This window comes from Blattabacterium cuenoti, from assembly GCF_014252035.1.
Lineage (GTDB): Bacteria > Bacteroidota > Bacteroidia > Flavobacteriales > Blattabacteriaceae > Blattabacterium > Blattabacterium cuenoti_Z.
Genome location: NZ_CP059207.1, coordinates 239,716 through 254,266 on the forward strand (window position 1 = coordinate 239,716; position 14,551 = coordinate 254,266).

Sequence of the window (14,551 nt, forward strand, 5' to 3'; positions counted from 1 at the left end):
TGTTTTAGTAAATAGAAATTATAGTTTTATGAAAATCGTAAATTTTTTTATTATTTTATCTTTATTTATGTTTTCTTCATTTATTTTTTCACATAATCATAATACAGATAAAAAATGTTTTGTGAAAATAGGTACTCATGATATAAATTATTTTCCTATCAATTATCCTTTTAAAAATTTTTTTGATAAAAAACAAAATAGTTTTGATCCTGTTATTTCTAATATCGAAATTGGACATAATTTAAATAAATATATAGTGTTATATACCAATGCTTCATCTGGTATGATAAAAAATAATAAATGGGAACTAGAAGATGTATTTTTCTTTAAATCCGTAAGTGGAATTAATTTACATGTTATTCCGAATCATAAAATTGATCCTTATTTAAAATTCGGAGCAGGTATACACAATTTTAATAATTATAAAGAAACAAAATTAAAAATATCAGATACAAAATATTTTCAAACTAATAAAAAAAACTTTTTTGTTATAGATGGAGGAATAGGTTTAAACTTATGGTTAGTACCTAATTTTGGGGTTAGTATAGAAAGTACTTATAATCATGTTTTTGCTAGACAATCTAAAGATTATTTAAACTTCTGGAAACATAATATAGGTTTTATATTCAGTTTTGGATCAAATAATAAATATATCAGTAAAAAAAATACAAAAACAAAAAAAAGTGGCAATAATATTTTATCTATCATCCATAGAAAAATGAAAAATATTCATCATCATAATTATTCATAATAAAAAAAAAAGTGATACAACTAACTTCATTATCATTTCATTTTTGAACGATGTTGTATCATTTTTTCATATCATTTGAAGGTGTTTTTGCTGCATAAAATGATATGTATACACCACATTGATAAAGAAATAAAAAAGGAATAAAAACTACTATTGTACTTAATATATCTCCAGGTGTAATAGCAGATGCTATAATTAACATAATTAAAAATGCATGCTTTCTATATTTTTTCAAAAAAGAATAAGTAATTAATTCCATTTTTGTTAAAAAAAATATAAAAAACGGAAATAAGAAAATAATACCCATCGATAATGCAGAATGTGTAATTAAAGATATGTAATCTGATAAGTCAAATATATTTTCCGGAAAATGACTTATTCTAAAAGAATATCCGAAATGAATTAAAAATGGAAATAATAAAAAATATCCAAAAAGAACTCCAGATGTAAATAAAAATGTTGCTATTATGAAAATAAATATAGAATATTTTTTTTCTTCATGATAAAGAGCAGGTTTTATGAATTTCCACAATTCATATATTATATATGGAAACGATAATATAATTCCTCCTATAAAACAAGTCCATACATATACATTAAATTGACCAAATATTTTTCTATTTTGTATTTTTAAATTATCGAAATACACAAAATCTATTCCAAAAAAATAATGTGTTAAACTTTGAAATATACGGTAAGTAATAAAATTCTTTTTTGCTGGTCCAAAAATAATATGATCAAATATAATTTCTTTATTTTTCATTAAAAAAATCATTGTAATAACAATTGCAAATAAACAATGAATTATATGTTTTCTTAATTCTTCAATATGTTTCCAGAATGGAATTTTTTTCTGTTGATTCATAATTAAAAAGACGAACCTTTTTTTATATAAAATGTTTTTTATATTTTATCGGAACTAACTAAGTAAAATAAAATATTTAATCATGAAATGTGGAATTATTGGATTACCAAATTCAGGTAAATCAACATTTTTTAATATAATTTCTAATTCTCAAGTTTTATCAGAAAACTTTCCTTTTTGTACTATAGAACCTAATCACGGAATTACAAAAGTACCAGATCATAGATTATATCAACTAAAAAAAATAATTGATACAAAAAAAATCATACCGGCTGAATTGAAAATAGTTGATATAGCAGGATTAATTAGAGGATCTCATAAGGGAGAAGGTTTAGGTAATCAATTTTTATCACATATACGAGAGACAAATGTTCTACTTCATATGATTCGTTGTTTTCAAGATATTAGCATTCTTCATGTAGAAGGATCGGTGAATCCTATTAGAGATAAAGAGATTATTGATATAGAATTACAACTGAAAGATTTAGAATCTATAGAAAAAAAAATAGAAATAATTAAAAAGAAAAGAGATAAAAAAGAAGAATATCTTCTAAATGTATTAAAAAATATTCTTCTTTTTTTAAAAAAAGGAAAAAATATCAGAATGTTTCCTTTCAAAGAAGAAAAAGAAATAAATTGTATAAAGAATTTACAATTACTTACTGTTAAACCTGTGATATATATATGTAATGTAAATGATAATGAAAATAATAATAAAACAATTAATGATCATATAGATCATTTGAAAAATATCATAAAAAAAGAGAATTCTATTTTAGTCACTTTATCTTTAACAAAAAAGATAATAGAAAAAGAAAATAATTGGACAAATTTAGGAATAGAAAAAGTACTTAAAGAAACATTTAAATTATTAAATTTACATACTTTTTTCACAGTAGGTAAAAAAGAAATACGTGCTTGGTCTATTCCTATGACATATACAGCCTATGAAGCTTCATCAGTCATTCACACAGATTTAAAAAAAGGATTTATTCGAGCGGAAGTGATTCATTATAATGATTTTATTAAATATCGTTCAGAAGAAAATGCAAAAAAAGCAGGTAAAATGTTGATAACAGGAAAAAATTATTTGATCCAAGATGGGGACATTATTCATTTTCGTTTTAATCGTTAAAAAATATATTATATCTATTATTATTAATTTCTTGTAAAGTTTCAAATATTAATGATACTGTTTTTTCTACATCACTTTTATGTACCATTTCTACTGTAGTATGCATATACCGTAGAGGTATAGAAATTAATGCAGAATATACTCCTTTATTAGAGTAAGCAAAAGCATCAGTATCTGTTCCTGTATATCTAGATGATACTAATCTTTGGAAAGGTATTTCATTATTTTTAGCAGAATCTATGATAGTTTCTCTAAGATTCTTATGAATAGAAGTAGCATATCCAATAACAGGTCCCAATCCGCATTTTATATCTCCTTGTGTTTTTTTATCTACCATAGGTATTGATGTGTCATGTGTTACGTCTGTAACAATAGCAATTTTAGGTTTTAGAAATTGAGAAATCACTTTTGCCCCTTTTAATCCTACTTCTTCTTGAACAGAATTTACAATATATAATCCATATTGTAAATCGATACTATTTTCTACTAACATTTTTGTTACTTCTGCTATAATAAATCCACCTATTTTGTTGTCTAAAGCTCTAGATACAAAATAATTATCATTCATAATAAAGAATTTATCAGGATATGTTACAATACATCCCACATGAACTCCTAAATTTATCACTTCATTTTTATTAGAAGCTCCGATATCGATAAATATATTATCTACATTAGGATGTTTTTCATCTGTAGATTTTCTTATATGAATAGCAGGCCATCCAAATATTCCATATACTGGACCTTTTTTTGTGTGAATGACAACTTTTTTGGATATTGCAATCTGGTGATCAGTCCCTCCATTACGAGAAACGTAAATAATTCCATCTTCTGCAATGTAATTGACATACCAAGATATTTCATCAGCATGAGCTTCTATAACTAACTTATGTTTAGATTTTTTAGGATTTATGATACCTACTGCTGTACCATATAAATCTACATGTATTTTATCAACAAAAGTCTTCATATGGTTGATCCATATTTTTTGTCCCTCGGTTTCTTCTCCACTTGGAGAAACTCCATCAAGATATTTTTCTAAAAATTTCATTGAATCGTTATCAATATAATAATTTTTTTCCATATATTTAATTTTAAATCAAAATACTTCCTTTAAACACAAATTCAGCAGGTCCCGTTAAATAAATATCCCTATATTCTTCTTCTGTTTTTTTTAACGAAAGTAATAAACTACCTCCTGTAGTTTTAATGGGAATTTTTGTTTTATCTTTGTAAGATATTTTATTTGTTTCGTATGCTGCAATAACAGCTGCTGCTACACCTGTACCACAGGATAAAGTTTCTTTTTCAACTCCTCTTTCATAAGTTCTAACATGTAAAATATTTTTTTCTAATATTTTCACAAAATTTACATTTACTCCTTTTTTCAGGTAAGGATTGTTAAATCTAATTTTTCTTCCTTCCTTATAAACATCTATTTTATGTAAATTTTCTACAAATAAAACACAATGTGGAGACCCGGTATTAAGAAAAATATGTTCTAGATGAATTACTATATCAGTTTTTTTTAAATTTTTAAGTTTTATCGAAACTAAATTATTTTCTTTAATAAAACCATAATGTGGACCATCCTCTGCTCTAAAATAAGTTTTATTATCTTTTATAATTCCTAATTGTTTGGAAAAAAAAATGACACATCTTCCTCCGTTTCCACACATAGTGCTTTCTTTTCCATCTGAATTATAATATTTCATATAAAAGTCAAAATTTTCATCATTTTGAATTGAAATAACTCCATCCGCTCCAATACCAAAATTTCTATCACATAATGTTTTGAACAATAAAGTGCTTTCTGTAATATTTTTTTCTCTGAAATCTAGCATAATAAAATCATTTCCTGTTCCTTGATATTTAAAAAAGTTTAATTTCATAAATAACGAATTTAATATTATTTTTTTGAATTTTTCCTTATATTATTGTACAGTTTTTGATATCATATATCAACATACTATCAATATAAATACATAAATAGATAAAATATAAAATAAATATATGAAGAGAATCGTTTTTTATATTGTACTTAGTAGCATGATGAGTTCAATAATTTCCATAGCTGCATATAAACAATATTATAAAGAAACATCTACATCTTTTCCCACATATAATAATTATAAATCAAAAACAGAATCTTCAGAAAATTCATCATTAGTTAGTTCTGCAGGACTTCCTGATTTTACTAGAGTTGTAGATAAAACAATATATGCAGTAGTTAATGTAAGAAATTATTCTAGCAATAATAGCCAGTTTGATCCATTTGATTTCTTTTTTGGATTTCCTGATGATTTTGGAGGAGGAGGTAGAGAAAAAAAACACCAAAAAAATAATAATGATATGCCTGGACTTCATGGGTCCGGTGTGATTATATCTCCGGATGGATATATTGTAACTAATAATCATGTAGTAAAATATGCAGAAAGAATTGAGGTTACTCTTAGTGATCAAAAAACTTATAGAGCCAAATTGATAGGAAAAGATCCAAGTACAGATATAGCATTATTGAAAATAAATGATAAAAATTTACCTTTTATATATTTTTCTGATTCTAATAAAGTCCAAGTTGGAGAATGGGTTTTAGCTATAGGGAACCCCTTTGATTTAAATTCAACGGTTACGGCAGGTATAATAAGTGCTAAAAATAGAAATTTGGGAATATTAAGAGGAGAAACTCCATCAGCTATAGAATCTTTTTTTCAAACAGATGCAGCTGTAAATCCGGGAAATAGTGGTGGGGCGTTGGTAAATACTAATGGAGAATTAATTGGTATAAACACAGCTATTTCTTCTTCTTCAGGAAACTTTATAGGGTATAGTTTTGCGGCTCCTTCTAATTTAGTGGCAAAAGTAGTAAAAGATATAAAAAAATATGGATCTGTACAACGTGCTTATTTGGGAATAAAAGGAATAGATTTATCGAAAATAGAATATATAAAATATTATAATAAAGAAACAAATCAAAATATAAAACCACAGAAAGGCTTTTTAATAGCAGAAGTTTTTGAGAAAAGTGGAGCATATGATGCTGGACTTAGAAAAGGAGATATAATAAAAAACATAGATGGAAAGCCAATACAAAATATTGCTGATCTTTCTTTTATTATTGGAACAAAATATCCAGGTAATAAAATAAAAGTAAATGTTATTAGAAATGGTGAAAATAAAACTTTTAACGTTATTTTAAAAGATATACAAGGAAGAATAAAAATAAGAACTAAAGAAGAAATTAGTCCATCGGAATTATTAGGAGCGACTTTTGAATATATGACCCAAGATTACAAAAAGGATTTTGGTATTGATTATGGTATTATAATAAAAGAAATTAAAGAAGGTGGTCGTCTCAGTTCTATAGGAATGGAAGAAGGAGATATTATTTTATCCATTAATGGAGAAAAAATGAAAAAACCTAGTGATGTTGATAGAATTTTAAAACGATATTCAGGAGATGTTACTATAAAATCTCTTAAGCAAGATGGACAAGTATATATAGCTGGATTTGAAATGGATTAATTAACTGAGTAGTTATTTATTATTAATTACTTTGTAATAATAAAATAATGTTATTATTCCGAAAGAAATATTAGGTAGTAAAACAGAGAAATAGGATGGAATATAATTTTTTGTAGAATATATTTTTGTAATTTTTATGAGAAAAATGTAAATGAAAGATAATATTATTCCAATAATGATATTTAATCCTATATCTCTTTTTTTTAAAGAAATAGATAATCCCAATATAGTAAATATAAAAGTTGAAAAAGGAAGATTTATTCTTTGATAAAATTCATTTAAATAAATATTGACATCGTTATTCCCTCTTTTTTTTTCTATTTCGATAAATTTTTTTAACTCATGAATGTTCATATTCTCTGCTATATATTCTTCTGGTAAAAACTCTTCCGGTGTTAAAGATAATTTTTTGATTTTATAAAATCCCTTAACAAAAAAAGTATCATGATTTTTTTTTATTATAGTTTCTATATAATCATGTAAAATATATATTTTACTTTTTTTACTACATAAAATATTTTTGGCTTTTATAATGCATATTAATTTATTTCCAATAAATTTTTGATATACAAAATTTTTTCCTGTATTTTTTTTTTTTGAAAAATTTCTGATGAATATATATTCGTTATCTGAAATTTTAGCACTAACGTTATGATATTCATACTTATATTTTGGACTCAATAAATATTGATAGAAAAATTTATTTTTATTTTTATTTGCTATTGGAAGAATATAATAATTTATAACAATGGAAATTAATACGATGAAAATAGCCGATAGTAAATATGTAAAAGTAATTCTTTTTAAACTAATCCCACTTGCTAAAAGAGCAGTTATTTCTGAGTTTTTTGTTAATTGATATGTGAAAAATATGACAGATAAAAGAACAGATATAGGACTAAAAATATTAGCTAACCATATGGACCAAAATGGATAATAAAAAATCAAAGCTTCTTTTATTGATACATGGTTATTTTCTAAACGATGCATCCGTTGAGAAATATCTATCACTACTGATAATAACTGAAGAAAAATAGTTATGACTATGAAGCTTATCATAAAATTACGAAAAATATAACGGTCAATAATTTTCATATTTATTATGTTGTTAAATAAAAATTACAAACGTTGTTTTAATAATGGTATTACAGATTTTTTCCAAGATGAAAAGTTATTGTTTATAATATGAATTCTTGCTTTTTGAAGTAAATTAGAATAGAAAGATATATTATGAATAGATGCAATTTCTTTAGCTAAATTTTCCTTAGAAATAAAAAGATGTCTAACATAAGATTTACTGTATAAACGATCTATATAAGAATTTCCAAATTCGTCTAAATATGAAAAATCTTTTTTCCATTTACTATTCTTTATATTCATTATACCGTTCCATGTGAATAACATTCCATGACGTCCATTTCTTGTTGGTATAACGCAATCAAACATATCTATTCCTAAAGATATTCCTTCAAGGATATCAACAGGAGTTCCCACTCCCATCAAATATTTTGGTTTATCTTTAGGTAATAAATCTGTTAATAAATTAATAATATTATAAGTTTCTTCTTTTGTTTCTCCTAAACTTAGCCCTCCTATAGCATATCCATCTACTTGAAATGAAGATATTTTGTCTGCAGAATATTTTCTCAAATCCTTATAAATACTTCCCTGTATAATAGGGAAAAAACTTTGTTTGTAATTATATTTTTCTGGATTTTTTTGTATATATGAATAACATCTATCTAACCAATAATGTGTTTTTTTTAAGGATAATTTTGCATAACTATAACTACAAGGAAAAGCTGGGCAATCATCAAAAGCCATTATGATATCTCCTCCTATAAAACGTTGAATTTCCATAGATTTTTCTGGAGAAAATAAATGAGAAGATCCATTTATAATGGATTTAAAAATTACACCTTCTTCAGTTATTTTATTTAATTTTCTCATAGAAAAAATTTGAAAACCTCCACTATCTGTTAAAATAGGATGATTCCAATTCATAAAAGAATGAATACCACCTGCTTGATATAATACATCAATTCCCGGTTGAATATATAAATGATAGGTATTACCAAGTATTATATTTGGCATATTTTTATTATACAATAATTCCGATGTAGGTACGGATTTAATATATCCTTTTGAAGCTACTGGCATAAATATTGGAGTTTCTATTTTTCCGTGATCTGTTTCAATAATACCTGCTCTTGCCTTAGAAGAGTTATCTGTTTTTATTAAATGAAATTTCATTTTAAAAATTTACAATATTTAAATAATGTATATAACATATGATGATTATAAAGTATAATTTCGCATTATCATAGTTTAAAATGAAGAAAAATTACCATCATCAATCGGTTCTTATAAAAGAAAGTATAGAAAATTTAATTACAGATAAAAATGGAATTTATGTAGACGCCACGTTTGGAGGAGGAGGACATTCTTATGCTATTTTGAATAAATTAAGTAAAAATGGTATTCTAATAGCATTAGATCAAGATAAAGATTCAATAAAAATGAATTGCATTCAGGATAAAAGATTACACTTATTTCACAGTAACTTTATTCAAATAAAAAATATACTAAAAAAGAAAAATATTCCAAAAGTATCTGGAATATTAGTTGATTTAGGGATGTCTTCTTATCAATTAGACAATGTTGAAAGAGGTTTCTCTAATCAACATAATTGTATTATGGATATGAGAATGAATAAGGAATCTTCTTATTCAGCTATAAATGTTCTCAATGAATCTTCTAGAGAAAAACTATTATACATATTTAGAAAATATGGAGAGTTTAAAAATGCGAATATAATTTCGAAAAAAATAATAAAAGAACGTTCAAAAAAAAATATGATATTTTCTTCGGATCTAGTTAATATTTTCTTTATAAAAGGAAATTTTTACAAACGGAAAAGATTCTTATCTAGAATTTTTCAGTCTATACGAATAGAAGTGAATAATGAAATTCATGCTTTAGAAAATCTTTTGTTAGAATCTTCTAAAATTATTTTTCCAAAAGGAAGAATAGCAGTTATTTCATACCATTCTATAGAAGATAGAATTACTAAATATTTTTTTAAAAAAGGATTTTTAATGGAAAAAATATTTCAACCTATTCCATTTAGAATGATACATAAAAAAGTTATTAAACCTAGTTATAAAGAAATCATAAATAATACAAGATCAAGAAGTGCTAGACTAAGAATTGCAGAAAAAATTTAAATAATAAGAGTAAAAGGAAATGAAAAATAATATGAAGGTATTTATAAGAGTTGTTAAAGATATTTTAAAGGGTAATTTTCTAGTAAAAGAAGATGCTTATCGCAATTGGAATTTTATTGTTTTTCTTACTATACTATCTTTAATTAGTATCACTAGTTCTCATATGATGGATAGAAAAATTAAGAAAATCAATAAAATTAATGAAGAAATAAAGGAGTTAAAATCTGAATATGCAGACATACATAGTAAATGTATGCAAATGCAATTATCTTCATTTATAAGAAAAAAATTGGTAAATGGATTGAAACATTTAGAATCACCTCCATATGAATTATTTTTAAATGAAAATAAATAATGTAATCATATAACAATAGAAAATAAAATATAGAATAAAGAATATTCAAGGAAATAAAAATGAAACAAGAAAAAAAGGATAGAAAATATACTTTATTATACAAATCTTACTTAATTAGTTTTATTTTCATATGTATTGCAGTATTAATTATTTTTAATTTATTATATATTCAAAATTATTCCGAAGAATATTATAAAAAATATGTTATAGAAAGAGCAATAAGAACAAATATTATTAAGGCTAAACGTGGGAATATTTATGCATCAGATAATAGTGTATTAGCTACATCTGTTATAAGATATGATATTCATATTGATTTTAAATCAATATCTGATAAACTGTTTCAAGAAAATATTACTTATTTATGTCGATCATTAGAATTTTTATTTAAAAAACCAAAAATTTTTTTTTATAATAAGTTTCAGGAAGAGAAAAAAAGGGGAAATAGATATTTTTTATTAGCTAAAAATTTAGATTCCCCTCATTATAAAATTTTACGAAATTTACCAATTTTTAATAAAGGACAAATACGGGGAGGTTTCATAGTAGAAAAAAAATCGTGTAGAGTTCATACATTAGAAAATATTGGAAAAAGGACATTAGGATATGATGATCATAGAGGAAAAGCTGGGTTAGAAGGAGCTTTTAGCAAATATCTCAAAGGAATAGATGGAAGAAGGTTAGAACAGAGAATTAGTTCTAAAGTATGGAAACCACTAAAATCAGAAAATGAAATAAATCCAGAAGATGGAAAAGACGTTTATTCTACTATAGATATTTACCTACAAGACATTGCTTACCATACATTACTACAAGAATTAATTATTTCTCAAGCAGATCATGGATGCGTAATTATTATGGATGTAAATAGTGGAGAAATACCTGCAATGATTAATCTTGAAAAAACTAAAAAAAATACTTATGAAGATTTAAGAAATTTTGCTGTATGGGAAGGTAATGAACCTGGATCTACTTTCAAAACTATGGCAATTTTAGCAGCAATTGAAGATAAAAAAATAGATATGGATATGATTATAAATACTATGGGTGGAGTGATGAAATTAAATGGAAGTAAAATAAAAGATAGTCATCATGGATATATGAAAATGAATCCAAAACAAATTTTAGAACACTCTTCTAATGTTGGTATAGCAAAAATTATTTATAATAATTATAAAGAAAATCCAGAAAAATTTATAAAACATCTATACAATTGGAAACTAGATAAAAAAATAGGAATAGATATACCAGGCGAAGGAGATCCCTTTATACCAAAACCTGGAGAAAAAAATTGGAACAGCATTACATTGCCGTGGATGACTTTTGGATATAATATTAAATTAACTCCTCTACAAATTTTAACGTTTTATAATGCAATAGCAAATAACGGAAAAATGATTAAACCTGTATTTATTAAAGAAATAAAATATAAAGATAAATGTATTCATAAAAATACAAAACCTATTGTCATAATTCCCTCTATAGCTAAAAAATCTTCTTTAAAAAAAATTAAAAATATGTTAAAAGGAGTAGTAAAAAATGGAACTGCTAAAAAATATTATAATCCAGATTATCCATATGCAGGAAAAACAGGTACAACCCAATTAAACTATTGGTTAAAAGAGAAACATTCATCTTATAACAGTTCTTTTGTTGGATATTTTCCTGCAGATAATCCCAAGTATTCTTGTATTGTAGTCATTTCAAAACCAGAAATAGGATATTATGGAGTTGAAATAGCAATGCCCGTTTTTGATAAAATAGCTAGATATATTTATCCAATAATAACTAAGAAAAAACTATCATCTATAACAAGTAATAATAAAGAAAACTTATTAAAAAAAATAATAGAAAAAAAATATAAAAATATCTTTACTAAAAAATTTGTTATGCCTAACATAATTTCTATTCCTGGTAAAGAAATCATACCTATATTAGAAAATATGGGGTTCAATATCATGTATCATGGAATCGGAAAAGTCATACAACAATCTGTCCAACCCGGTAGAAAATTGAAAAATCATCAAATGATCTATTTAAAATTGGAAGAATGAAAAAAGTATTAAAAAATATTTTAAAAAAAGTTTCTATCCTAAAAATGATAGGTTCGGACACTATTTTAATTGAAGGAATTTCTCAATTTTCTCAAGAAGTGAAAGAAAATATGATTTTTGTTGCAAAAAAGGGAAAAAACGTTGATGGTCACAAATTTATTATTGATGCAATAAAAAAAGGAGCCAATACTATAATATGTGAAATTATGCCTGTAAACATATATAATAATATTACTTATATATCTGTTCCAAATTCTATGGTTGCTTTAGGGATAATATCTTCTAATTTTTATGGAAATCCTACGGAAAAAATAAAATTAGTAGGAATTACTGGTACAAATGGTAAAACTTCTGTAGCAAACATATTGCATCAATTATTTGATAAAATGGGAATAAAAAATGTATTAATTTCCACTATTGGCATAATCATAATATCTAAAAAATATACTACAACACATACAACTCCAGATATTATTGAAATTAATAAATATTTGAATTTATCAATTCAAAAAGGATGTAAATATGCTTTTATGGAAGTTAGTTCACATGGAATTTGTCAAAAAAGAATTTTTGGATTATTATTTGTTGGTGGTATTTTTACTAATATAACACATGATCATTTAGATTTTCATAAGAATTTCAATCATTATTTATCCACTAAAAAGTTATTTTTAGAAAATTTATCGAAAAAATCATTTGCACTAATTAATTCTGATGATAAAAATTCAAAAAAAATAATAAAGAATATTTCAGCAAAAATATTTTTTTATGGATTCAAAAAAAAAAATATAGATTTCAAAATTAAAATATTGAAAAATAATATTGATGGAATTAAATTTTCAATTAATGGAAATGTTACATATACAAAATTAATAGGAATATTTAATGTCTATAATATATTAGCAAGTTATGCTACATCGATATTATTATTAGGTGTAAAACAAACAAATAAAGTTGTTGAAACAATCAAAAATATCAAGCCAATTAAAGGACGTTTTGAACAATTTTTGTCAAAATCTGGAATTAGAATAATCGTAGATTATGCTCATAATCCAGATGCGTTAAATATTATTTTTAATACTATTAAAGAAATAAAAAGAGATAAAAGTAGTAGGTTAATTTGTGTAATAGGTTGTGGAGGTAATAGGGACACAAAAAAACGTCCTTTAATGGGAAAATTAGTTTATGAAAAATGTGATATTTCCATTTTTACATCTGACAATCCTAGAAATGAAGATCCAGAAAAAATATTAATTGATATGAAAAATTTTAAATCATATCTAAAAAAAACTATTTTTACTTTTATTAACAGAAAAAAAGCTATTGAAACAGCAATAAGAATTGCGAAAAAAAAAGATATTATTCTAATAGCGGGAAAAGGACATGAAGAATATCAAGAAATAAAAGGAAAATATCATCCTTTTGATGATATGAAAATAGCTAAAAATTTATTACAAAATTACCATTTGTAAATAAAAAAATGAATTTTTTATTACTTTTTAGTGAAATTAGTGAAAATTCTGTATTTTACAGATCTATAGTTGCTTTTATTTTATCATTTGGTATAGCTTTTATTCTTTATAAAAAGATAATATATTGGAATCATATAAAAAAAAATATTATAGGAGAAAATATACGTAATCTAAATATTTTTGGAGAAAAAAAAAAAAAAGGAACCCCAACAATGGGTGGTATTGTAATGATATTTTCTACAATAATTTCTACAATACTATTTTCTTCTCTGAAGAATAGATATGTTCTTATATTGATATTTACTACCATTTATATGGGATGTATTGGTTTTATAGATGATTATCTTAAAATAAGATATAATAATAAAGAAGGAATTAGTGTAATTAGTAAATTATTAGGACAAATTATATTAGGAATATTTGTTGGAATTACAATGTATTTTAATGAAGATGTTCAATACATTAATATAAAAAAAAATAATAAAGAATATTATATTACTACTTTTCCATTTATATCCACCAAAAAGAATCCAAATCAATTTGGTTATTATTCATCTATTTTTGAAGAGTATAAAAAAAATAATATTATTGTTTTTATTACTTTCGTAATTATAACTATTGTATTTATATCTAATGGAGCTAATATTACGGATGGAATTGATGGATTAACAGCTGGAATATCTTTAATTATTTTTATTACTTTATCTATTATATCTATAATTACTAGCAGCATCACATATTCTTATTATTTCAATTTCATATATATTCCTAATATAAAGGAAACAATTATTTTTTCTTTATCTTTTTTAGGATCTTTAATAAGCTTTTTTTGGTATAATACTTATCCTGCTAAAATATTCATGGGAGACTGTGGTAGCTTAACCATGGGAGCGGTAATAGCTACACTAACTATTATCAATAGAAAAGAATTAACACTTCCTCTTTTATGTGTAATTTTTTTTATAGAAAATATTTCTGTCATAATACAAGTATTATATTTCATATATTCTAAAAAAAAATATGGAGTAGGAAAAAGAATTTTTCTTATGGCACCTATTCACCATCATTTTCAAAAACTTGGTTATCATGAAAATACAATTTTCAATCGTTTCATGATTATACAAATCATGTTTTCAGCATTAGTATTGATTTTATTAATATACTAAC

At 24.0% G+C, this 14,551-nt stretch carries 13 protein-coding genes; 8 read left to right on the plus strand and 5 right to left on the minus strand.

The window, feature by feature from the left end:
• Window positions 1-28: 28 nt before the first annotated feature.
• On the plus strand, window positions 29-751 hold the full coding sequence (locus H0H49_RS01140) for a hypothetical protein (protein ID WP_185864661.1): 723 nt from the start codon (window positions 29-31) through the stop codon (window positions 749-751).
• 58 nt (window positions 752-809) lie between these two features.
• On the opposite strand, the gene tatC is transcribed toward H0H49_RS01140, so the two are convergent.
• Window positions 810-1,616, minus strand: coding sequence for a twin-arginine translocase subunit TatC (gene tatC, locus H0H49_RS01145; RefSeq protein ID WP_394798473.1), 807 nt, complete (start codon window positions 1,614-1,616; stop codon window positions 810-812).
• 82 nt (window positions 1,617-1,698) lie between these two features.
• Here tatC and ychF point away from each other — a divergent pair, with 82 nt between their 5' ends.
• Entirely contained in the window at window positions 1,699-2,751 is a 1,053-nt protein-coding gene (ychF, locus tag H0H49_RS01150; protein WP_185864662.1) for a redox-regulated ATPase YchF, read from the plus strand.
• On the opposite strand, the gene H0H49_RS01155 is transcribed toward ychF, so the two are convergent.
• Together H0H49_RS01155 and dapF are read right to left on the minus strand one after the other, a co-directional pair.
• The gene (locus tag H0H49_RS01155; RefSeq protein WP_185864663.1) at window positions 2,741-3,835 is read right to left on the minus strand and encodes a zinc-binding metallopeptidase family protein; all 1,095 of its coding nucleotides are present in this window, start codon (window positions 3,833-3,835) and stop codon (window positions 2,741-2,743) included. The two genes, ychF and H0H49_RS01155, sit on opposite strands and share 11 nt — an antisense overlap.
• A gap of 10 nt (window positions 3,836-3,845) precedes the next feature.
• A complete protein-coding gene (gene dapF / locus H0H49_RS01160; RefSeq protein ID WP_185864664.1) occupies window positions 3,846-4,643 on the minus strand; it encodes a diaminopimelate epimerase in 798 nt (265 codons plus the stop codon).
• Between the two features lie 121 nt (window positions 4,644-4,764).
• On the opposite strand from dapF, the gene H0H49_RS01165 reads away from it, so the two are divergent.
• Window positions 4,765-6,276: a Do family serine endopeptidase gene (locus H0H49_RS01165; protein ID WP_185864665.1), complete on the plus strand. Its 1,512-nt coding sequence runs from the start codon at window positions 4,765-4,767 to the stop codon at window positions 6,274-6,276.
• Between the two features lie 12 nt (window positions 6,277-6,288).
• Here H0H49_RS01165 and H0H49_RS01170 read toward each other — a convergent pair whose 3' ends face one another.
• Complete coding sequence (locus tag H0H49_RS01170; protein WP_185864666.1) at window positions 6,289-7,371, minus strand: LptF/LptG family permease; 1,083 nt, start codon at window positions 7,369-7,371, stop codon at window positions 6,289-6,291.
• 24 nt (window positions 7,372-7,395) lie between these two features.
• A complete protein-coding gene (gene tgt, locus H0H49_RS01175; protein WP_185864667.1) occupies window positions 7,396-8,529 on the minus strand; it encodes a tRNA guanosine(34) transglycosylase Tgt in 1,134 nt (377 codons plus the stop codon).
• 80 nt (window positions 8,530-8,609) lie between these two features.
• Between tgt and rsmH the strand changes: the two genes are divergently transcribed.
• The 5 genes from rsmH to H0H49_RS01200 are packed head-to-tail and all read left to right on the plus strand — an operon-like array spanning window position 8,610 to window position 14,550.
• Window positions 8,610-9,503: a 16S rRNA (cytosine(1402)-N(4))-methyltransferase RsmH gene (rsmH, locus tag H0H49_RS01180; RefSeq protein ID WP_185864668.1), complete on the plus strand. Its 894-nt coding sequence runs from the start codon at window positions 8,610-8,612 to the stop codon at window positions 9,501-9,503.
• Window positions 9,504-9,534: 31 nt separating this feature from the next.
• A complete protein-coding gene (locus H0H49_RS01185) occupies window positions 9,535-9,858 on the plus strand; it encodes an FtsL-like putative cell division protein (RefSeq protein ID WP_185864669.1) in 324 nt (107 codons plus the stop codon).
• Between the two features lie 59 nt (window positions 9,859-9,917).
• Entirely contained in the window at window positions 9,918-11,912 is a 1,995-nt protein-coding gene (locus H0H49_RS01190) for a penicillin-binding transpeptidase domain-containing protein (RefSeq protein WP_185864670.1), read from the plus strand.
• Window positions 11,909-13,384, plus strand: a complete 1,476-nt coding sequence (locus H0H49_RS01195) for a UDP-N-acetylmuramoyl-L-alanyl-D-glutamate--2,6-diaminopimelate ligase (RefSeq protein WP_185864671.1) — start codon at window positions 11,909-11,911, stop codon at window positions 13,382-13,384. The genes H0H49_RS01190 and H0H49_RS01195 overlap by 4 nt, the downstream gene beginning before the upstream one ends.
• A gap of 8 nt (window positions 13,385-13,392) precedes the next feature.
• A complete protein-coding gene (locus H0H49_RS01200) occupies window positions 13,393-14,550 on the plus strand; it encodes a phospho-N-acetylmuramoyl-pentapeptide-transferase (RefSeq protein WP_185864672.1) in 1,158 nt (385 codons plus the stop codon).
• Window position 14,551: the final 1 nt, after the last annotated feature.